The following is a 20,347-nucleotide window of genomic DNA, read 5'->3' as shown; positions in this document are numbered from 1 at the left end:
TTCCCTAAAATTAGTTTATCGATAGTCCAATGAAAGTAAGCGTCGCAATCGCCGACAAGATCACGCCGGCGATAGCGAGATTATTTCCTGGTTTTTTCTGGTTGATACTGATGATTCCGCAAATAAGCCCGGCGACGGAAAAGGTAGTCAGTCCGGTAGCGGTCTCGGTATCCCACTCGGAATCATCAAACAGGCAGAGTACGCAAAGCACGCCCAATATCAGCGAGACAATTGCCAGCCACGCAGAACCGCCAACGCTAGTTGCCGCAGCGGCAAATGGTTGTATGGCACCACATTGGGGACATGAAGGGGCGGTCTCGTGAATTTCCTTGGCGCATGCACGACAAAAAACCATTGTCATCGTTATCCTTAACTTCTGTTGCTAAATACCCGCCCCATTGTCGGCGAGATTGAAAAAAGCTTTAGCATTATTTTTAAATTATTTTTTATAGCGCGCGCTGGTCATCAGCGGTTCAAATTCCAAGTCGCTGACACTGCCTCGTCAGCGAGGCGACGCTTACAGTAAATTTAGCTATTGCATGAGCTAACGTTCATGTACGCGCCTTTCCGATAACTCGCTGGATACGCCCCGATGAGAGACCTGCCACCCACCGCGACCTTGCGCGCATTTGAAGTTGCTACCCGCCACCCGACGTTCACAGCCGCCGCACAGGAGCTGCATGTCACTCAAAGCGCGGTGAGCCACCAGCTCAAGCAGCTTGAAGCGCTTTGGGGAGTGCAATTGTTTGAGCGTGGCAAGGCGTTACGCCTCACGGCAGCGGGGGCTACGCTGGCGCCCATCGTGCGGGAGTTTTTCATCAGCCTGGAGGCGACTTTGGCTGACCTGCGCGAGCAAAAGGGCAGGGTTCGACTCAGCGTCAGCACCACTTATTCCTTCGCGCTCAAATGGCTGCTACCACGTTTGCCGCGTCTCTCTCGTCGGCACCCTGAGCTGTTGGTGTCGCTGGACACCACGGATAAAATCATCCACTTCTCGCACGGCCAGGCAGATGTTGCGATCAGGCTAGGCAAGGGCAATTACCCAGGTCTGCATTCGGAGTTCTTGTTTGGGGAGCAGGTGTTTCCTGTGGCTAGCCCCGAACTGCTGCGGCGCATGGGGACACCGCAGACCCCCGCAGACTTGTTGCAATTCCCGCTGCTGACGCGCGACGGTGCCGAGCTGGTGCCAAAGTGGGATGCGTGGTTTGCAGCGGTCGGGCTGGGCTATTTACCGCTTCGCGAAAGCGTCAGATTTGGCGATACCAACATGACGGTCGAGGCGGCCTTGCTCGGCCAAGGCGTTGCGTTGGTGCGCAGCGGGCATGTCGAGAACGAAATCAGCGATGGCCGTTTAATTCGGCTGTTCGATGTGCCGCTGCCATCGCCGCTTGCGTACTACTTCGTCTGCCCGAAAGGCATCGAATCGCAACCGCACATTGCCAGCTTTCGCCAATGGTTAGCCGGTGAGGCGCTGAAGGTAAATCGCTTGGAGCAGTAAGCCATGAGTAACTGCTCATGCTGCGATGAAGAGACTTCGCTTTAGTCCCGGCGCCGGGTTGCCTACAGTGGCGCATGCCTATTCATCTGATCTTCCTCGTGCTGTTTGCTGCGCTGCTGCATGCCAGTTGGAACGCGCTGCTGCGTAGCGGCGCCGACCGGCTGTGGTCGATGACGGTGATGTGCATTGCCATTGCAATCACTTGTGTAGTTGCCGCAGCGTTCATGAAGCCGCCCGCGATTGAAAGCTGGGGTTACGCGGCGTTTTCGGGGTTGCTGCATGTGGGCTACAACTTGTTTCTGGTGCGCAGTTACCGGGTCGGCGACCTGGGGCAGATCTATCCGATTTCACGCGGCTCGTCGCCGGTGCTGATCACTCTAGGTGCAGCCGTGTTTGCCGGAGAAAGCATCACGCCTGGCGAGTTGCTCGGTGTTGCACTGGTGTCAGGTGGGATTATTTCGCTCGCCTTCAAAGGGCGCAGCCTGTCTGTTCCCGGCTTGCCCTATGCGCTGGGAACGGGCTGCTTTATTGCGGCTTACAGCGTGGTCGACGGCATGGGCGCCAGGCTCTCCGGCGCGCCGCTTGCTTACACAGTGTGGATGTGCGCCCTGTGGGGCGTGCTGATGCCGCTGGTTTACATCGGCCTGCGCGATACCCGCAGCTTGTTCTCCGCCCGGCCTGGAACAGTGATCGCGCTGGTCGGCGGGCTAGTCTCTTTGCTCGCGTATGCAATGGTCATCTACGCCATGAACGAAGCGCCCTTGGGCGCGGTCTCGGCATTGCGCGAAACCAGCGTGCTGTTTGCGGCGTTGATCGGCTATATGTTCCTCGGCGAGAGGCTCACCGCTCGCCGAATATTGGCGTGCGTGGTGATCGCCAGCGGCACCCTCATCATCGGCTGAAACAGCCAACGGCTCAGGAGCAATGTTCAATGGTCGACGTCTCGCAGGCACCGCTGATTCTGATCACGGGTGGAAGTCGTGGCGTGGGGGCAGCCACCGCCCGGTTGGCTGCCGAAAGGGGTTATGACGTCGCGATCAGCTACGTTGCCAACGAGCCCGCAGCGCTGGCGGTGGTTGCGGATGTGGAAGCGCTGGGGCGCAGGGCGTTAGCGATGCGGGCCGACAGTGCGGACCCGCAACAGGTGGCCGATCTGTTCGCTGCGATCGACCGCGAGTTCGGGCGCATCGACGTACTGGTCAATAACGCCGGGATGCTCGCGCCGCAGTCTCGCCTGGAAGACCTCGGCTTCGAGCGGATGCAGCGCATCTTTGCGGTCAATGCCATTGGGTCAATACTCTGTGCCCAGCAGGCGGTGAAGCGCATGTCTTACCGCTACAACGGCCCGGGCGGCGTGGTGATCAATGTCTCTTCGGCCTCGGCGCGTCTTGGCAGCCCCAATGAGTACGTCGACTATGCGGCGTCGAAGGGCGCGTTGGAGACGTTCACCATTGGCTTTGCCAAGGAGGTGGCCCGGGAAGGGATACGCGTCAACTGTATTCGCCCAGGGCATATCTATACCGAAATGCATGCCAGTGGCGGTGAGCCGGGGCGGGTCGATCGGGTCAAGGACTCGATCCCGATGGGGCGGGGCGGTCAGCCCGAGGAAGTGGCACGGGCGATTCTGTGGCTGGCGAGCGAGGAGGCATCCTTCGTTACCGGCACATTCCTCGACGTTACCGGCGGTAAATGAATCAGCGGGGCTGTCTCACCTTGCGACTCAATCCCGGTGTCTGGCCGGTAATACGCTTGAATGCACGGCTGAAAGCGGCTTGGGAGGTATAGCCCAGGCGCTGCGCCACCTCTTCAATCGGCAGCCGTTCGAGGGTCAGCCACTGGCTTGCGAGCCGCATGCGCAGTTCGGTGACATAGCGCAGCGGGGTCATGCCAATCGTCACTTGAAAGCGGTCGGCGAAGACCGAGCGCGAGGTATTGCATTGCTCTGCCAACTGCGCAACGGTCCACTCGCGGCCCGGTTGTTGATGGAGCGCAAGCAGTGCACCGGCCAGGCGTGGATCGCGCAAGGCGGCGACCAGGCCAGAAGCATTCCCGCAGGCGCACTCCACCCAACCGCGAACGACCATGGCAGCCACCACGTCGGCCAACCGCGCGAGGATACCGGCGAAGCCCACACGGGCGGCGCTGACCTCGCGTTCCATGGTGGTCAGGATAGGCACCAGTCCGGGGTAACGCTGGCCGCCGGCATCAATCAGCATCAAGCCCGGCATCAGCCGACCAAGACCATGGATGCTGCCCAGTTCAAACTCCATACAACCACTGAACAAAATAGTGCTCGGCGTGGGGCTGGCGTCGGCTCCTGCAGCCACCGCGCTAACGGTGTCACCCAAGGGCGCGCCGTCCAGACGCTCGATGTCTTCAACAGGCACGTCCAAATGGGACGACAGTTGATGGGCTGCGCCGTGGGAGATGAACACAGCGTTGCCGGCAGACAGCGCGTAGGTGCTGCCGTCCTCCATGCGCAGTACCGCATTACCGACGGCCATGAAGTGGAACCAGGCGTGCCCGGATTTCTCCGCAAAACCCAAACCAAAGGTTGGGCCCGCTTGGATACGCCGGTATTCAACGCCACGCAGGCGCATGCCGCGCAACAGTTCGTTGATGAGGTCCGAGGAGAGAGCAAACTGATCTGCAGGCATCGTTCAGGTGTTTTAGTCAAAAAGTAGAGACTTTGGATCATAGATCATCCAGTTTTCGGCGCCTAGACTTCGGCTCGCCATGAAAATTGGGAGATCCGTGCAATGACTGACTGTGTATGTAATGCCGTGTCCGACCGCCATCCTGGTGTCGGCGCGGATGTAGAGCCTGCGACGCCCGCGTGGATGGCCGTTTTCTCGTTGGCAATGGGTGTGTTCGGATTACTCACCGCTGAGTACCTTCCGGCCAGTTTATTAACGCTGATGGCTACCGACCTGGGAGTGTCCGAATCGCTGGCTGGCCAAGCGGTAACGGTGACTGCCGTGGTGGCGCTGTTCGCCGGCCTGTTGGTGCCAGGCCTGACCCGCAGCATCGACCGACGTTGGGTGCTGCTGGGTTTTTCCACGCTGATGGTCGCCTCCAATCTGTTGGTCGCCGTTTCCTCCAGCTTCGCGGTGCTGCTGTTGATGCGCATCTTGCTGGGCATTGCCCTTGGCGGGTTCTGGAGCATGGCGGCGGCGGTAGCGATGCGCTTGGTGCCGAGTGCTTTGTTGCCCCGGGCGCTGTCGATCATTTTCAGCGGCATTGCCATCGGCACGGTCGTCGCAGTGCCGCTGGGCAGCTATCTGGGCGGGTTATATGGCTGGCGCAGCGCATTCTTCGCCGCAGCGGCGGTCGGCATGGTGACCCTGGCGTTCCAGTCGTTCACTCTGCCGCGTCTCGCACCGCGCCGGCCGGCACGTCTGCGCACCGTGCTCGAGGTGTTGCAGCGTCCCGGCATCGCCATCGGGATGTTCGGATGTGTGCTGGTGCACAGCGGCCACTTCGCGATGTTCACCTATGTTCGGCCATTCCTCGAAGGGACTACCGGCATCGGCACGCAAGGGCTGTCACTGATGCTGCTGGGTTTCGGTGTGGCGAACTTCGTCGGCACGCTGTTGGCCGGCAGGCTGCTGGAGCGCCACCCGCTGGCCACTCTGGTGCTGATGCCCGCGCTGGTCGGCGTTGCAGCACTGGCGTTGGTGCTGTTGCCAGCCTCGGTGCCGGGGCAGGCGCTACTGCTCGCGCTCTGGGGCCTGGCTTTTGGTGGTGTGCCGGTGGCGTGGTCGAACTGGGTCGCCAGCGCGGTGCCTGATCAGGCGGAAAGCGCCGGAGGCATGGTAGTCGCCTCTGTGCAGTCAGCCATTGCCACCGGCGCCGCCGCTGGCGGAGCAATGTTCAGCCTCAGTGGCAGCGCCGGCGTATTCGTCGCGGCGGCCGTGCTGATGCTACTGGCCGCGTTGCTGATTGCGTTGCGTGTCCGCGTGCCTTCTACCAATGGCGTTCGCCAGCCCAAACCGGCGTTGCACCTCTGATCCGGTTTGTCACACCGCCTCGATCCGCCTGTAATCAGGAGATACCCCATGAACAATACGACGTCTCACCAAGGACGCCTCAAATCGTTGCGCGCAGCCGGTATCGGCAATGCGCTTGAATGGTTTGACTGGACCCTGTACGCAACCTTTTCGGTGTACCTGGCAAGCAACTTGTTCGACAAGACCGATGCGCGCTCGGCGATGCTCGCGACCCTTGCGGTGTTCGCGGTTGGCTTTGTCGCGCGCCCCGTCGGCGGCTGGTTGTTTGGCCGACTGAGCGACCGGCTCGGGCGCCGGACCATCATGGTGCTCACCATGCTGCTGCTTGCGATCAGCAGCCTGGGCATCGCGCTTATCCCTGACTACCAGAGCATCGGCTTGTATGCCTCGGGCGCGCTGCTGTTTTTCCGGCTGATGCAGGGGCTCGCCCATGGTGGCGAGACGGGGGTGTCCTACACCTATGTCGCCGAGATCGCCCCAAACAAACACCGCGGTTTATGGTCGAGTTCCGTCTATGTGGGGGTGACGCTCGGTGTGATGGCGGCGACGGCCGTGGCGGCGGCTCTGACCTGGCTGCTGGGCGCGCAGGCCATGGGTGACTACGGCTGGAGGATTGGCTTCGCCATCGGTGGAGTACTCGGTATTTATGCGCTGTTTTTGCGCCGTGGTGCGCAGGAGTCTCATGTATTTGTAGAGCAACAGGGTCTGGCGCGGCCGCCGCGCAAGCTGTCCAGGGGGGAGATGGTGCGCGTTGCGCGTAACATCGTGATGCTAGCCGCGGCCGCCAATGTCACTTACTGCGCCTGGGTCACGTTCGGCGCTTCGACGGCGATTGCCCAGGGCATGGACGCCACGGGTGCTTATGTGGCCAGTCTTCTCGCGCAGATCCTCTGCGTGTGCTGGTTGCCGGTCTGTGGAATGTTGTCTGATCGGGTAGGGCGCCGGCCGATGGTCATCGCCTGGGGCCTGGGGGTGATCGTGCTGACCTATCCCATTTCGATAATGGTGACCACCGAGCCCTACACGCTGTTTTTGGCCCAGGTGCTGGGGCTCGGTGCCTGGTCGTTGATCGCGGCGATTTTTCCCGCGGTGCTGTCCGAGCAGGTGCCGACCCAGGCACGGGCGCAGGGCGTCGGTCTGGTCTCGTCGGTTTCAGTGGCGATCTTTGGCGGCACTGCGCCTTATCTGCACAGCTATCTTGGCGGCGCCGACCTTGGCTATTTGTATGTCAGCTATGTGATCGGGTTGGGCGTAATCACCGTTCTGGCAGGGTTTCTTATCGACGAAACGGCGGGCATTGACCTTGCGCACATTGAGGCGCCTGGTGCTCGAGTCGGTGCGGGCTCACGGCCGTCTGCAGAATCAGCCGAACAAAGGGGTACGACTCAATGAATTCCACAGACCTGAAGGACGCCGTTGCACGAGGTGAACGACCGGGCGCCAACGTGACCGTCAGCCAGACTTCGGGGCCGCGTCAGGCCGCACGCGAGACCTGGGTCGAAGTTCCTTGCGAGTCGGGCCCGGCGGCCGCGTGGTGCTACTCGGACCGCCGCGCCTATAGCCCGGGTGATTCGGTTTGTCTGTATCTGTCGTCAAACCGCCCGCAAGTGAGGCTGCGGATCTATCGTGATGGCGCCATCGCCCGCACGCTGCATACCACTGACAACCTTGACGCGCGATTTCACCCCATACCCGAACGTGCCTACGAGCATGGCTGCCAATGGCCTGTCTTCATGCAATGGACAGTCCCGGCGGATGCCGAGCAGGGCGGCTATATCGTGGAAGTACGGGACGGCGACGACAGCGTCCTCGGGCATCATCTGTTCATCGTCAAGGCGCTGCGCAAGCGTGCCGATGCCTTGGTGCTCGTTGCGGCCACCTCGACGTGGGCCGCCTATAACGACTGGGGCGGTGCCAATCATTACTTTGGCATTCACCCCGACACGCCGCGTGGCCGCTCGCCGTTGCTGTCGACGCAGCGCCCCTGGGCGAGAGGGCAGGTTTGGCTGCCGGAAGGCGCACCCCGTTGCGTCAACGCGACGCGGCCCCGCACGCCAGGGCCCGCGCGCTACGAGTTCATTGAATGGGCCAGCCTTAACGGCTACGCCAAGTACTACGCGTTGGCGGGGTGGGCGTCTTTCGAGAGACCTTTTGTGGTTTGGGCCGAGCAGCAAGGTTATACGGTGCATATTCTGACTCAGGACGATTTGCATCACGACCCGCACGCGCTTGAGGGCTACGCCTGCGCCGTCTTCGCCGGGCACGACGAGTACTGGACGCGGGAAATGCGCGACCATGTCGACGCCTTTGTCGAGGAGGGCGGCAAGGTGGCGCGCTTCGCCGGCAATTTCATGTGGCAGATCCGCTTGGAAGATGAAGGCCGGCGGCAGGTGGCCTACAAGTACGACGCCGGCGCGCTCGATCCTGTGGCGGCTACCGAGCCTCATCGGCTCACGGGGGCCTGGGAAGATCCAAGTGTTAATCACCCAGGGGCAAGGACGTTCGGGGTGAATGCTCTGCGCGGGATTTACGGCAGCTTTGGCGCAATGGCACCGCGCAGCCCACGCGGGTATACCGTCTTCAGGCCTGGGCACTGGGCGTTCATGGGGACGGGCCTGGGTTACGCGGATATGTTTGGAGACGAGGCCAACATCTTCGGTTATGAGGTGGATGGCCTGGAGTACACGTTCGTCGACGGTCTGCCCGAACCGCTCGGTAATGACGGCGCGCCCTGCGGATTGCAAATCCTCGCAATGGGCTGGGCGACCAATGCCGAGCATGGCCGCGCCGAGGATGCCTATTCATTCATGCTCGGCGATGGCGATGCGCGGTTTCGTGCTTCCATCCTGGCGCCCGACCTCAGCGACGCCAGCATCGATTTGCACAGTCGCGGGGCTGGCATGGTGGTGCACTTTCACAAAGGTCGAGGTGAGGTTTTTACTGCCGCCACGTGCGAATGGGTACATGGGCTCATGCAGGCAGACATTTACACCGTGATGATCACAAAAAATGTGCTTGAGCGTTTTTTGTGCGTTAGCCAGCCCGACGACGCTTAGAGGCTATCCGGGTCGCCAAAAAACATCTGAATGCGCGAGCGCAACCAACGCTCGCCCGGATCATTGTCCTGCGACCCGCGCCACGCCATGTGCAGCTCGAAACTGCGCACCGGCAGCGGCGGATCTTCCGCGCGTACGCCACCGGCAGCGGTCAATGCTTCGGCGGTGTAATCCGGCACGGTGGCGACGATATCGGTGCCGCTGATCAGCGTGCTCAGGCCATTGAACTGCGGCACGGCGAGCACGACGTGGCGTTTGCGCCCGAGTTTTTCCAATTCTTCATCGATAAACCCGCTGAGGTCGCCGGCGAACGACACCAGCGCGTGTGGGCGCTCGCAGAAGTCATCCAGGCTTAATGGCCCCGGCACGGTGTCGGCGCGCAACAGTTTCGGCATGCTGCGGCGCAGGACTTTGCGTTTGGCGTTGGCCGGCAGGTCGGCGGTGTAGCTCACGCCGATAGAGATTTCGCCGGAAGCCAGCAAGCTTGGCATCAGGATGTAGTTGGCGCGGCGCACCACCAGGACGATGCCGGGCGATTCCGCGCGCAGGCGCTTGAGCAGCATCGGCAGCAAAGCGAACTCGACATCATCCGAGAGGCCGATGCGAAACACTGCGGTGCTGGTGGCCGGGTCGAATTCGGCTGCGCGGCTGACCGCTGTGGAAATCGAATCCAGCGCCGGCGAGAGCAGGGCGAAAATCTCTACCGCCCGCGCCGAGGGTTCCATGCTGCGGCCGGTGCGCACGAACAGTGGGTCGTCAAACAACCCGCGCAGCCGCGAAAGCGCGGCACTGATGGCAGGTTGGCCGAGAAACAGCTTTTCCGCGGCGCGGGTCACGCTGCGTTCGTGCATCAATGTTTCGAATACGATTAACAGGTTCAGGTCGACACGACGCAGGTCATTACGATTCATCTGGAGTCCTGGCAGGGTCAGCAAACTTGACGTGGGCGGCCATATGAGAACAATGGCCGGCATGAATATTAAGGGCAAAGGCTGCTACTCTGCACCGTGTAATTCACTTTTCACATAATTGCCGCTTCGGTTTTTACGGCATTCTGACGATGTCGCCGGCGCTGCGGAATCAATGACAGGCATGTCGACTATTAATAGCCACTGATAGTCTTGGCTGGAAAGCCCAGATAGAGTTCGTGGCATTAGAGGTTACTTTGACGAGGTTTGCGATGTCCCGCACGATCCGTTTTCACAAGTTTGGTCCAGCCGAGGTGCTCAAATGCGAAGAGCATGCGGCCGCTCTGCCTGCACCGGGTGAAGTGCAGGTGCGCGTCGAAGCAATCGGCATCAGCTGGTATGACATTCTCTGGCGCCAGAACCTGGCGTCGTCCCACGCTCGTCTTCCTTCGGGGCTTGGCCATGAAATGGCCGGTATCGTCACTGCGGTCGGCGACGGTGTCGAAGACCTGGCGATCGGTGACAAAGTCGCCAGTTTTCCGGCCGAGAGCCCTAACGATTATCCGGTCTACGGCGAACAAATCGTTCTGCCGCGCTCGGCACTGACCCGCTACCCGGATGTGCTCAGCCCGATCGAGGCCAGCGTGCATTACACGCCGCTGCTGATCGCCTATTTCGCCTACGTCGATCTGGCACGGGTCAAACCGGGGCAGTTTGCCTTGGTCACCGACGCCAGCCACTGCGCAGGGCCATCCTTCGTACAACTGGGCAAAGCCTTGGGTGTACGAGTGATTGCGGCGACCAAATCCGCCGAGGAACGCGACAACTTGCTGTCCTTGGGTGCCGAGAAAGTCATCGTCACCGAAGAACAGGATCTGCTCATGCAGATCAACAAAATCACCGACAACCGTGGCGTCGATGTGGTATTCGACGGTCTCGGCGGCCCGCAGATGTCCTTGCTTGGCGATGTCCTGGCACCGCGCGGCAGCCTTGTGTTGTACGGCTTGCAAGGTGGCAACCAGACGCCATTCCCGGCGTGTGCAGCGTTCCAGAAGAACATTCAGTTCTTCGTCCACTGCATCGGCAACTTCACCGGCAAACCGGAGCTGGGCATTGTGCAGGATCACGTGGCGCTGCAACGAGCGTTGCGCGACATCAACCAGCTGACCGCCGACCGCGTGCTGCTGCCGCTCAAGACTCGGGTGTTCCCGTTTGCCGAGTTCGTTGAAGCGCACCGCTACATGGACGAATGCCCATGCCGCGAACGCGTCGCCCTGCAGGTCGAGCCTGCGTAAAACCCTCCATCAGCGTCCGTAAATCACGGATGCTGAGCGCTGACCCGATGCCCTCTGTGCTCCCCGCACCGAGGGCATCGTCGTTTTCGGCTGTGACGTTTCAGCAACTGAACCGGTTTTTGCTTTTCATCTGTATCTTCTAATCAGCATATAAGCACTGATAATTGAATGATTACTTTCATCTCAAGGAATGAGTCATGAGTGGGCGTTTGGTCGTTCTTAAACAGTGCGTGTTATTGCTAAACGGTGGCGAAGCTCTCTACCGCGTTTTGGCGAAACATATAAGCGTGTCTTCTTTCTCTATTTCTTGTACTCAAAGTCTGTGGGACGCTGTCGGAAGTTTCCTAGGAAGTCGTGCTAAATCGCGACAGCCTTGCCGGGCGGGCCTTTGCGGGGAGGTTGCTGTCGCTTTGATATAGATCGAGTGTAAACATTTCAAATAAATACCCAAAACTTAAGTGCTAGCATTTCATGACAAGGTCCCAGCACTTCATCACCGAGAATCGTTCGCGCAGTCTTTATCACTGTTTGCGTGACACTGAACTTCCGAATACCAGGTAAAACACTGATGACCACAATTCACGATCAGGCAATGAACTATGTTTACCAGCAAGTACTGCAAAGGTTGCTGAGTTTCTTTTCGCGGGCCGAGCGCACTGCCTTGCAGCTGATGATTCAACGCCTGGTAGTGTCGGCCGGAGGCATGGAGCGCATCGGTGAATTCAAAGTACTGGCGATTCAAACCGGCACGCTCGACAGCTGCTACACCCTGGCATTGCTGCGAGCCGCGCAATTGAACATCGCCAGCCGTGCGCCGGCGACTTTTCAGTTGCGCGTGGCGACCTTGCGCACCAGCGCAACCGGCACTGTAGCGCTGGACAATATCCATAAAAGCTATGCGGCGTTGTTCCTTTACGACGACCCTCGGGTCGAACTGCTGATGGTCGATGACCGCGAAGTGCTGCCGTTTGATCATCAGGCAGCGACTTCCGAGGCGGGCGTCGAAAGCAATCGCCTGAATTTGTTGATGGTTGGCCATCGCCGCAGCTGGGATGGGGCGCTGGAGCTGTGGGACGACAGCTACCTGGCAATGGGCGAGTTCTACGGACAGATTGCGCGATGGGACAACGGCGTCGATGCCTTGATCAGCAGCGACACACCGCGTCAGCAGAAACACTTTCTCGACGGCCTGCGACGCGCGGCGCAAAAAGCCGATCTGGCCACGCTGAACTACAACACCGCCGGTTTCGAGATGCTGTTCACTGCGCTCGACGACTTGGGCAGCGACTATTTCCGCGCATTTTATGCCGATCAGCAGCGTGCGCCGTGGCGTCCGGTCGGACGCTTTGAGGCCTGCCGGCGCGCCACGCATCTGGATATCCACGACATGCTGGTCGGCAAGCTCGAGGAGCGCTGGCCTCTGTTTACCGAGTTTCTGGGTGTGAAGTGCGATGAAATGGCCGCGCATTTGAGCGATAGCGACTACGTCAGCCCGACGATTGCCGCGCACGTGCATGGCCTGCAAGCGTGCTACCTGGTCGGGGAAAGTTACGAAAGCGGGGTCGCTGAATATCTGCAGCGAGCCATGGTGATGATGCGCCGCAAACTGGTGCCGGAACGCATCTGTGAACTGGCGCTGAGCACTTTCGGTAATCCCGCCACCCTGGCCGAACGGCGCTTGCAAGCGGCAACCGAAGCGCAGAAAACCCTTGGCCTCAGCGAAGCGCAACTGATCTGCCTGTTGTTCGCACCCTTCGTCAATGGCGGCGCCGGGCTGGAGCAGTTCCTGCGCAGTTGTCATCCCGGCATGCTCGTGGCGATGCCCGACTTGCACAGGGCAATGCAAGGGTTTCAGGCGCCGGAGCAGGTCGTGCAATGGATGGTCGATGTCAGTGGCTTGCCGGTCCGCCTGATCGGCACGCTCTATAAAATGCGCCCGGTCACGGTCGAGGCAGTAAAAGTCGCCGCAGACTCTCCCGATGATGATGCGATGACACCCGGCGAATTGTCAGCGGGGCTTTGAAGGTGCACGGGCTGGCTCGATCCACGCATGCTCGATTACGCGCACACACTGTGCCCGGCCATCAACGATGAAGGGTCCCAGGGAAACGGATTTTGCTTATCAGGCGGTTTATCGATACCTCACGCACTTGATCAATGGGCCGGACTGCGGCACGTCCATTCGCCTGCCTTCGTTGCGCCAATTGTCCCTGCGTCTGAATGTGTCGATCTCGACCATTCAGTACGCTTACTCATTATTGGAGAAGGAAGGGCGGGTCTACTCGGTGGCCAAGTCGGGTTATTACTCGCTGCCGATGGCGGCGCTGGGGATGCGGCCCCATAGTCAGGATTTGCTCGAAACGGTCTATTTCAACGCGCGGCGGCCCGACATGCTGGTGCTCAGCGCCGACGAGCCGGCGTTGCTGCAGCCGCTCGACAGTCCGTTGCTGATGCTTGAGCGAGAACTGCTGCGCCAGTATCCGCGCCGTCCGCCATCGGCCTCGCAACCTTGTGGCGAACTGGAACTGCGCATCGCTCTGGCGGCGCGCTACACCACGTCGCCGGCGCGCTGCTGGCACGCCGATGAGGTTTACATCGGCGCCGATTTGCGCGGCGTGCTGGAAATACTGATCGCGGTGTTGCGGCTCAAAGAGGCTTGTGTGGTGGTCGAGTCGCCGTGTGATTGGGTGATTTTGCGTCTGTTCGAAGCGGCGGATGTGCGGGTCATCGAGTTGCCACTGCAAGCGTGTGGCGCGCTTAACGTGGCGCAATTGCAGGAAGTGCTGGAAAGCAAAAAGGTCCGGTTGGTGATGTTGTCGTCGGGCCTGAGCATGCCGCAAGGCAGCCAGATGCCGCACGACAACCGTCTAGCCATCGCCCAGTTACTGGCGCGGCACGACTGCTGGGTATTGGAAAACGACTGTTATGGCGAACTGGGTTTCGACTGCGAAGTCTTGAGGTTCCGAGATCTGGTCGATCCTGATCGACTGATCGTGGTCTCGACCTTCGAAAAAGTCGTCGGGCCCGAGGCGCCTTACGGTTATCTGCTGACCCGGCAGCTCGGTGAAGAATTGCAGCGTTATTTCCTGTTGCGTGCGTTTCGGCTTTCGCCGATCCGCCAGAAAGCCATCGCGCGGCTGTACAGCAATGGCCGCATCGACCAGCACCTGCAAGTGCTGCGGCGTCTGCTCAAGGATCGCCAAGTGCAGATGATCCAGCTGTTGCACGAGAAAGTCGGCGACGCTTTGCAACCGGTCGAACCGCAGGGTGGCGCGACGATCTGGGCGCGGTCGCTGCGCCCGGTGGACGTGCGCCGAGTGTTCCAGCGCCTTGTTAAACAGCACGTGGTGATCGCGCCGGGCGAGCTGTTCAGTCTGCAAGGCCTGCACGCGCAGCATCTGCGCCTCAGCCACACGTTCAGTGGCGAGCACAACCTCGGCGCCGCGCTAAGTTTGCTTGGCGATGCCTTGCGTCTGGAAACGATCGATTGAGACGGTCAGCAACGATCCTCGACTGCGCGGGATCGTTCGCATCGCGCTGCGGTCAAACTGCCAGTAAACTCCGTCTCTATTCCTGAACCACTCGATTCCAGAGGTTTTGCATGACACTCAGTCCTTTTGCGGGCAAAACGGCACCGGCAGAGTTGTTGGTCGACATCCCGCGACTGGTAACGGCTTATTACACCGGCCAGCCTGATGCTTCCGTTTCTACACAGCGTGTTGCTTTCGGCACGTCCGGTCACCGCGGCAGCTCTTTCGACTTGAGTTTCAACGAATGGCACGTGCTGGCGATCAGTCAGGCGATCTGCCTGTACCGCGAGGCCCAGGGCATCGATGGTCCGCTGTTTGTCGGCATCGACACCCACGCACTGTCGACCCCGGCCGGCGCCAGCGCGCTCGAAGTGCTCGCGGCCAATGGCGTCACCGTGATGATCGCCGAGGGCGACGAGTACACGCCGACTCCGGCGATTTCCCACGCAATCCTCTGCTACAACCGCGGCCGCACCTCGGGTCTGGCGGACGGCATCGTCATCACGCCGTCGCACAATCCGCCGCAAAGCGGTGGCTACAAATACAACCCCACCAACGGCGGCCCGGCCGATACGCACATCACCAAGTGGATCGAAGCCAAGGCTAACGAATTGCTCGGCAACAAACTGGCGGGCGTGAAACGCATCAGCTACGAGCAGGCGCTCAAGGCCAGCACCACCCATCGTCACGATTACCTCAACACCTACGTTGCCGACCTGATCAACGTGATCGACTTCGACGCGATTCGCGACGCCAAGCTGCATTTGGGCGTCGATCCGCTGGGCGGAGCAGGGGTTCGCTACTGGTCGGCGATTGCCGAGCATTACCGTCTGGACCTGGAAGTGGTCAACACCCAGGTTGATCCGACCTTCCGCTTCATGACCGTCGATTGGGACGGGCAGATCCGCATGGACCCATCGTCCACGCACGCGATGCAAGGTTTGATCGGCCTCAAAGACCGCTTCGATGTCGCCTTCGGTTGCGACCCGGATCACGATCGCCACGGCATCGTCACCCCTTCCGGCGGCCTGTTGGCGCCGAACAACTACCTCGCGGTGTCCATCGATTATCTGTTCCAGAACCGCCCGCAATGGCGCGCCGATGCCGCCGTGGGTAAAACCGTGGTCAGCAGCGGCTTGATCGATCGCGTGGCCAAGCGCCTCGGCCGTCGTTTGTACGAGGTGCCGGTCGGCTTCAAGTGGTTCGCTGACGGTTTGTTCGACGGTTCGCTGGGTTTCGGCGGCGAAGAAAGCGCTGGTGCCTCGTTCCTGCGCAAGGACGGCGGCGTTTGGAGCACTGACAAGGACGGCTTGATCCCGGCGTTGCTGGCGGCAGAAATGACCGCGCGCACTGGCCGCGACCCGAGTCAGGCTTATCGCGCCTTGACTGACGAATTGGGCGAACCGTTCTCCGTTCGTGTCGATGCCAAAGCCAATCCTGAGCAGAAAGCCTTGCTGAGCAAATTGTCGCCGGATCAAGTGACCTCGACGCAACTGGCCGGCGAAGCGATCCAGAGCATCCTCAGCCATGCGCCGGGTAACGATCAGGCGATTGGCGGTTTGAAAGTCATGACCGAAAACGGCTGGTTCGCCGCGCGCCCATCGGGCACCGAAGACATCTACAAGATCTATGCGGAAAGCTTCGTCAGCGACGAGCATCTCAAGCAACTGGTCGCCGAGGCGCAAACGCTGGTGGATGGCGCTATCTCAGCGAAGTAATCAAGGACGACTGAGGAAAGCCGGGAGCAATGAATCCCCCTGTGGCGAGCGAGCTTGCTCGCGTTTGAGCGCGCAGCGCTCACAAAATCGATGTAACGACCGAAATTTTGGGGTCGCTGCGCAACCCAGCGCGAGCAAGCTCGCTCGCCACAATGGGAGGGTCATGCATTCGGTCACTCAGCGAGCCTGACACCCTCAGCACAATCGGCATTACGCAAAAAAAGGGCGACCACCAGGTCGCCCATTTTTTTGCCCTGTGTTTACTCGATCAAGCCAGGTCCACCAGCACAACCTCACTGTCTTCGACCGCCGTCACCCGCAACACTCGCTCATCCGCAACTGCAATGCCGTCTCGAGCTTCAGCGCGTAACCCGTTGACTTCAATCATCCCGGTCGCCGGCACCAGATAGGCGCGGCGCCCAGCATCCAGGTGATATTCCGCGGTTTCGCCAGCCTTGAGATTAGCCGCGACCAAGCGCGCATCTGCCCGAATTCGCAGGCTCTGATCGTCGCCGTCCTTGCCGCTGGCCAAGGTTACAAAACCTTCGCGTTGCCCTTTTGGAAACGGTTTGGCACCCCACGACGGTGCCGATCCAGCCTCGTTGGGAATGATCCAGATCTGGAAAATACGCGTTTCGCTCGCTTCCAGGTTGTACTCGCTGTGAGCAATCCCGGTGCCGGCGCTCATGACCTGAACGTCGCCGGCCTCAGTGCGACCCTTGTTGCCGAGGTTGTCCTGGTGGGTGATCGCGCCTTCACGCACGTAAGTGATGATTTCCATGTCGCGGTGCGAGTGCTGCGGGAAACCGGTGCCCGACGCAATGATGTCGTCGTTCCATACGCGCAGGTTGCCCCAGTTCATGCGTTTCGGGTCGTGGTACTCGGCGAACGAAAAATGGTGATGGGCATCCAACCAGCCGTGGTGAGCGCCGCCCAAGGTTTTGAAAGGTCTGAGTTCAAGCATGATCGTCTCCTGAAAGGTCCGTCATGGGGCTGAGCGCCTTGGCCACGAATCACGAACCGGTGGTTAATGGCGGGCATCATCTATCAGGCGTTAATCGATAAAAAGCGTAAAAACTGCTTCAAAACCATCCAATTATTTGATGGTTAGCGGCGCGTGAATAGTCTCACCCAGCCTTCACTTCATCGCATAAGCCAATGACCTGTAAGCATTTCACTAGAACTCTCCGGCGAATGCAGACACCATAGCCGCCAACAGCCTCACACCCTGGAGTCCGACCGCGTGCCGCGACACACCCCCGAGCTTCATAACTTCGAGCCTCATACCCCTGAGCTTCAAACCTCTGAGCTTCCTCCCGAACTTCGCCCGTTAGCCGAAATGCCGCTGCTCAAGCGCCTGGCCGCGCGGTTGTTTGGCCACGGCTTGACGCGGCTGCGCGCGCAGCACCGGGCGTCGTGGCTGCACGGCCAGGCTGACGGTTTTCGCAGCGGCCACACCGCTGGGGTCGATTACGGGTTCAAGGAAGGCAAGCTCGAAGGGCTGGAAGAAGGCCGGCAGGTGTTGCTGATCCGCGATTCGCGCTGCACCGAGCACCGGCCGCCGAATGTTGACGATAACCTGTTCGATGACTGGCGCCTGCCACTGACTGCCGACATCAAGAAACGCATGAAAGCCGATGTTGCGCGCCTGTTGCCGGCGCACGCGCAGCCGAGTGTCGCGCAGTGGAAGATGATCTTCAGCGACACGCCATCGACCTCGGTTATCGCCGGCGCCGGTGCCGGCAAATCGACGACGCTGGTACTGCGCATTCTGTTGCTCAGCCACTACCTGGGTTTTGAACTCGATTCGATGACCGTGGTGACCTTCACCCGCGAGTCGCGCAAGGATTTCATCAATAAGCTGATCGAACTGTTTGGCCTCTGGGGGCGGGCGCTGAGCCTGAAAGAAGCGCGGGATCTGGTGCGCACCTTTCACTCGCGGATTCTGCCGATGGTCCGCAGTCTGCCGGGTTTCGAGCGCCTGCAAGCCTTCGAAAACCTCAGCAATCGCCCGCAGAGTGGCGACGAAGAGGTCGACAGCAATCCGTTCGACCTGCGCATCAACGACGCGCAGCGCCAGCAACTGAACGCCTGCTATCACCGCTTGTTTACCAGCGACGAGCGTTTCCGTGGATTGATTCAGCCGTTGTCGCGCCACGCCTTGCAGCTCAAGGAGCTGGAGCGCGATCACCCGGACGTGCAGAAGCGTGTCGCCGTGACCGAACTCGCCGCCAAACGTGATGAAGAACTCTGCGACACCATCGAGGACCTGTGGTTTCGCGCCGGTGCCTGGCCAATCAAAGGCATCGAGCCCAACCGCCAGACCTTCGACATCAATGGTTCGACCTTCCATTGCCACGGCTATATTCCAAGTCTCGACGCGTGGGTTGTGCTCGGTTTTGACCCACGGGAAAACCCGCAGCTCAACCGTCCCAATGCCAAGCTCAGCGTCCGCGCCGAGTGGGCAGTCAAACGCACCCTGTTTCAAGCTTTCTGTCGTAAGCCTTTGATATGGCTGGATAGTTACGAGTCGTCGAAGCGCGTTTTGGCGTCGCTGACCGGTGACGCCAGCGCCGGGCCGGGCTTTGATTACAAGGTCAAAGGTGAACTGGCGTCGGCGCCGCTGCTCGACTGTTTTGTCGGCGCCGCCGGGTTCATCGAGAACCTTGGCCTCGACGTGCCGGACGCGGTTGGCCGCATGAGTTTCGCCAAAGACGATCCGGACCGGTTCTTCTTCGAGGCACTGAGCCTGTTCTGGCGCGCCTTCGAAGATCACTTGCTGGATCAGAAGCCGCCAGTGATGACCTACAACCGGATGTTCGCGTTGTTCAGCGAGCACTCGCCGGAGAACCTCAAGTTATTGAGCAATGAGCTGCTGCGGCCAATGGCGCATTTGATGATCGACGAGTTTCAAGACGTTTCGCCGCAGATCGTCTCGTGGATCCGCGCCAGTCTCGGCGAAATCCGCAGTCGTGGCCCGGCGATGCATGTCGGGCGCGGCGCCCAGCGTTCGTCGCTACTGTGTGTGGGCGATGACTGGCAATCGATCTACGGCTGGCGCGGCAGTTCGCCGACGTATTTCATGGAGTTCAACAAGGAATTCCCGTCGCCAGGCACCACGCGGGTAATGCTCAGCGACAACTACCGCAGCCATCAGCACATCATCGATGCCGCCGAGCATATCGTTCGCGCAGCCCCGTCAATCTCTGGAAAGAAAGCCAAGGCCAGCGGTGAACCTAAAACATTGCTGCCGGTGAATGTGCTGGATCGTGACGATCAGGGCATGGCGCAGCGGCTGACGGAGCACTACAAACGCGGTGATTCAATCTTGATGCTCTATCGAAAAAGCAGCGATAAGCTATTGATAGAACAGCATATTCAGTCTGTAGTTAATGTTGATTCTAGCTTGCCGTATGCGGACCGAAGGCTGAAGCAGCTGACGTACCACAGCGCCAAAGGCCTACAGGCCGACGCGGTGTTCTTGTTGGGTGACTGTCAGCACTTGACCAGTTCGCCGTACAAAAATCAGGTATATCGCATGGCCGGATTGGGCAAGGCTGGTGATACCGAGGCTTACGACAACGCGCAGAAAGACGAGATTCTGCGCCTGGCGTATGTCGGCATCACCCGGGCGGTGAGCCATTGTTATTGGTACGTCGATGCTCAGGAAGGTCAGGCAGTGAACATGCCCAAGGCGTCGGACAAAGTCGGCAAGGGCAAAACGTTCTTCGCCGACCACCGCCAAAGCGCAAAATCCGCCTGACTCAGATTCCGATGCAAACCCAATCCCCCGTGTGGGAGTGAGCCTGCTCGCGATAGCGCCATGTCAGTCAATACGTGTGCTGAATATCAACCGCTATCGCGAGCAGGCTCACTCCTACATGGGATTTCGGCGTTTCGGCGACCGAAACAACACGCACAAAAAAGCCCACTTCCTGTGGGCTTTTAGTCATCGGCAAGCACCTTCAAGCGTAATTCCTCAGCGCCATCGGCGGAATAAACGCTTCCAGCTCATCTTCCACCGCTTCGATTATTCGTTCGACATCGGCTGCGTTCATCACCGTCGCGCAGGGGATGCCGGCGATGGCGATCATGGTTTCGCCACTGGCACGGTCAAACAGTCGGGCGATCATGCTGCCCGGCGCGTCCATGCTCGCCTCGAAACCCATCGGATGAAAATGCCAGCGCATCAGCTGGCAGGCGTTGGGAAAGGTGACCTTGCTCGAACCTTTGTTCATGTGTTGCCCGCCTTAGTCATCGAGCGCTTCCATTAGCTCATGTGAGGAGGGGTAGAACCTTCATTGGCTCAACCGGTGAATGCAGTTAAAAGTA

16 protein-coding genes are annotated in these 20,347 nt (G+C 60.0%); 11 read left to right on the top strand and 5 right to left on the bottom strand.

What is annotated here, in order from left to right:
• Nucleotides 1-10 precede the first annotated feature (10 nt).
• Nucleotides 11-361, bottom strand: coding sequence for a DUF4190 domain-containing protein (locus tag FBY12_RS04210; protein ID WP_145251438.1), 351 nt, complete (start codon nucleotides 359-361; stop codon nucleotides 11-13).
• A 231-nt stretch (nucleotides 362-592) separates the two neighbouring features.
• On the opposite strand from FBY12_RS04210, the gene gcvA reads away from it, so the two are divergent.
• The 3 genes from gcvA (at nucleotide 593) to FBY12_RS04195 (ending at nucleotide 3,191) form a co-directional block, all read left to right on the top strand.
• Nucleotides 593-1,498: a transcriptional regulator GcvA gene (gene gcvA / locus FBY12_RS04205; protein WP_145251436.1), complete on the top strand. Its 906-nt coding sequence runs from the start codon at nucleotides 593-595 to the stop codon at nucleotides 1,496-1,498.
• Nucleotides 1,499-1,572: 74 nt separating this feature from the next.
• Nucleotides 1,573-2,400, top strand: coding sequence for a DMT family transporter (locus FBY12_RS04200; protein WP_145251434.1), 828 nt, complete (start codon nucleotides 1,573-1,575; stop codon nucleotides 2,398-2,400).
• 29 nt (nucleotides 2,401-2,429) lie between these two features.
• Nucleotides 2,430-3,191: an SDR family oxidoreductase gene (locus FBY12_RS04195; RefSeq protein ID WP_145251432.1), complete on the top strand. Its 762-nt coding sequence runs from the start codon at nucleotides 2,430-2,432 to the stop codon at nucleotides 3,189-3,191.
• Between the two features lies 1 nt (nucleotide 3,192).
• On the opposite strand, the gene FBY12_RS04190 is transcribed toward FBY12_RS04195, so the two are convergent.
• Nucleotides 3,193-4,155 (bottom strand): AraC family transcriptional regulator, encoded by a 963-nt coding sequence (locus tag FBY12_RS04190; protein ID WP_145251430.1) that lies wholly within the window; start codon nucleotides 4,153-4,155, stop codon nucleotides 3,193-3,195.
• Nucleotides 4,156-4,257: 102 nt separating this feature from the next.
• Between FBY12_RS04190 and FBY12_RS04185 the strand changes: the two genes are divergently transcribed.
• The 3 genes from FBY12_RS04185 to FBY12_RS04175 are packed head-to-tail and all read left to right on the top strand — an operon-like array spanning nucleotide 4,258 to nucleotide 8,564.
• A complete protein-coding gene (locus FBY12_RS04185) occupies nucleotides 4,258-5,508 on the top strand; it encodes an MFS transporter (RefSeq protein ID WP_145251427.1) in 1,251 nt (416 codons plus the stop codon).
• 48 nt (nucleotides 5,509-5,556) lie between these two features.
• Nucleotides 5,557-6,900: an MFS transporter gene (locus tag FBY12_RS04180; protein WP_145251425.1), complete on the top strand. Its 1,344-nt coding sequence runs from the start codon at nucleotides 5,557-5,559 to the stop codon at nucleotides 6,898-6,900.
• Nucleotides 6,897-8,564 (top strand): N,N-dimethylformamidase beta subunit family domain-containing protein, encoded by a 1,668-nt coding sequence (locus FBY12_RS04175; RefSeq protein WP_145251423.1) that lies wholly within the window; start codon nucleotides 6,897-6,899, stop codon nucleotides 8,562-8,564. Before FBY12_RS04180 ends, FBY12_RS04175 begins: the two co-directional genes overlap by 4 nt.
• Here the strand turns inward: FBY12_RS04175 and FBY12_RS04170 are convergent.
• Nucleotides 8,561-9,475 carry a LysR family transcriptional regulator gene (locus FBY12_RS04170; protein WP_121730805.1) on the bottom strand — a complete coding sequence of 305 codons (915 nt, stop codon included), beginning with the start codon at nucleotides 9,473-9,475 and terminating at the stop codon, nucleotides 8,561-8,563. The genes FBY12_RS04175 and FBY12_RS04170 overlap by 4 nt on opposite strands.
• 269 nt (nucleotides 9,476-9,744) lie before the next feature.
• Between FBY12_RS04170 and FBY12_RS04165 the strand changes: the two genes are divergently transcribed.
• From FBY12_RS04165 to pgm, 4 genes are all read left to right on the top strand, one after another.
• On the top strand, nucleotides 9,745-10,767 hold the full coding sequence (locus FBY12_RS04165; protein ID WP_092281046.1) for a zinc-dependent alcohol dehydrogenase family protein: 1,023 nt from the start codon (nucleotides 9,745-9,747) through the stop codon (nucleotides 10,765-10,767).
• A gap of 568 nt (nucleotides 10,768-11,335) precedes the next feature.
• The gene (locus tag FBY12_RS04160) at nucleotides 11,336-12,790 is read left to right on the top strand and encodes a hypothetical protein (RefSeq protein ID WP_256663256.1); all 1,455 of its coding nucleotides are present in this window, start codon (nucleotides 11,336-11,338) and stop codon (nucleotides 12,788-12,790) included.
• Nucleotides 12,791-12,857: 67 nt separating this feature from the next.
• Nucleotides 12,858-14,258, top strand: a complete 1,401-nt coding sequence (locus tag FBY12_RS04155; protein ID WP_145251421.1) for a PLP-dependent aminotransferase family protein — start codon at nucleotides 12,858-12,860, stop codon at nucleotides 14,256-14,258.
• Between the two features lie 110 nt (nucleotides 14,259-14,368).
• Nucleotides 14,369-16,015, top strand: a complete 1,647-nt coding sequence (gene pgm, locus FBY12_RS04150; RefSeq protein WP_092281052.1) for a phosphoglucomutase (alpha-D-glucose-1,6-bisphosphate-dependent) — start codon at nucleotides 14,369-14,371, stop codon at nucleotides 16,013-16,015.
• 268 nt (nucleotides 16,016-16,283) lie between these two features.
• Here the strand turns inward: pgm and FBY12_RS04145 are convergent, their stop codons facing one another.
• Nucleotides 16,284-16,979, bottom strand: a complete 696-nt coding sequence (locus FBY12_RS04145; RefSeq protein ID WP_145251419.1) for a pirin family protein — start codon at nucleotides 16,977-16,979, stop codon at nucleotides 16,284-16,286.
• A gap of 375 nt (nucleotides 16,980-17,354) precedes the next feature.
• Here FBY12_RS04145 and FBY12_RS04140 point away from each other — a divergent pair, with 375 nt between their 5' ends.
• Entirely contained in the window at nucleotides 17,355-19,778 is a 2,424-nt protein-coding gene (locus tag FBY12_RS04140) for a UvrD-helicase domain-containing protein (protein WP_145251417.1), read from the top strand.
• A gap of 202 nt (nucleotides 19,779-19,980) precedes the next feature.
• Here the strand turns inward: FBY12_RS04140 and FBY12_RS04135 are convergent, their stop codons facing one another.
• Nucleotides 19,981-20,253, bottom strand: a complete 273-nt coding sequence (locus tag FBY12_RS04135; protein ID WP_092281058.1) for a DUF1652 domain-containing protein — start codon at nucleotides 20,251-20,253, stop codon at nucleotides 19,981-19,983.
• Between the last annotated feature and the right edge of the window lie 94 nt (nucleotides 20,254-20,347).

It is taken from the genome of Pseudomonas sp. SJZ131, assembly GCF_007828705.1.
Classification (GTDB): Bacteria; Pseudomonadota; Gammaproteobacteria; order Pseudomonadales; family Pseudomonadaceae; genus Aquipseudomonas; species Aquipseudomonas prosekii.
The sequence above is the reverse complement of the archived record's forward strand: the minus strand, read 5'-3'. Positions and strand labels throughout refer to the sequence as shown.

Bases quoted from the DNA above. Each gene is read 5' to 3' on its own strand.
- FBY12_RS04210 (WP_145251438.1), bottom strand. From the start codon at position 361: ATGACAATGGTTTTTTGTCGTGCATGCGCCAAGGAAATTCACGAGACC.
- gcvA (WP_145251436.1), top strand. From the start codon at position 593: ATGAGAGACCTGCCACCCACCGCGACCTTGCGCGCATTTGAAGTTGCT.
- FBY12_RS04200 (WP_145251434.1), top strand. From the start codon at position 1,573: ATGCCTATTCATCTGATCTTCCTCGTGCTGTTTGCTGCGCTGCTGCAT.
- FBY12_RS04195 (WP_145251432.1), top strand. From the start codon at position 2,430: ATGGTCGACGTCTCGCAGGCACCGCTGATTCTGATCACGGGTGGAAGT.
- FBY12_RS04190 (WP_145251430.1), bottom strand. From the start codon at position 4,155: ATGCCTGCAGATCAGTTTGCTCTCTCCTCGGACCTCATCAACGAACTG.
- FBY12_RS04185 (WP_145251427.1), top strand. From the start codon at position 4,258: ATGACTGACTGTGTATGTAATGCCGTGTCCGACCGCCATCCTGGTGTC.
- FBY12_RS04180 (WP_145251425.1), top strand. From the start codon at position 5,557: ATGAACAATACGACGTCTCACCAAGGACGCCTCAAATCGTTGCGCGCA.
- FBY12_RS04175 (WP_145251423.1), top strand. From the start codon at position 6,897: ATGAATTCCACAGACCTGAAGGACGCCGTTGCACGAGGTGAACGACCG.
- FBY12_RS04170 (WP_121730805.1), bottom strand. From the start codon at position 9,475: ATGAATCGTAATGACCTGCGTCGTGTCGACCTGAACCTGTTAATCGTA.
- FBY12_RS04165 (WP_092281046.1), top strand. From the start codon at position 9,745: ATGTCCCGCACGATCCGTTTTCACAAGTTTGGTCCAGCCGAGGTGCTC.
- FBY12_RS04160 (WP_256663256.1), top strand. From the start codon at position 11,336: ATGACCACAATTCACGATCAGGCAATGAACTATGTTTACCAGCAAGTA.
- FBY12_RS04155 (WP_145251421.1), top strand. From the start codon at position 12,858: ATGAAGGGTCCCAGGGAAACGGATTTTGCTTATCAGGCGGTTTATCGA.
- pgm (WP_092281052.1), top strand. From the start codon at position 14,369: ATGACACTCAGTCCTTTTGCGGGCAAAACGGCACCGGCAGAGTTGTTG.
- FBY12_RS04145 (WP_145251419.1), bottom strand. From the start codon at position 16,979: ATGCTTGAACTCAGACCTTTCAAAACCTTGGGCGGCGCTCACCACGGC.
- FBY12_RS04140 (WP_145251417.1), top strand. From the start codon at position 17,355: ATGCCGCTGCTCAAGCGCCTGGCCGCGCGGTTGTTTGGCCACGGCTTG.
- FBY12_RS04135 (WP_092281058.1), bottom strand. From the start codon at position 20,253: ATGAACAAAGGTTCGAGCAAGGTCACCTTTCCCAACGCCTGCCAGCTG.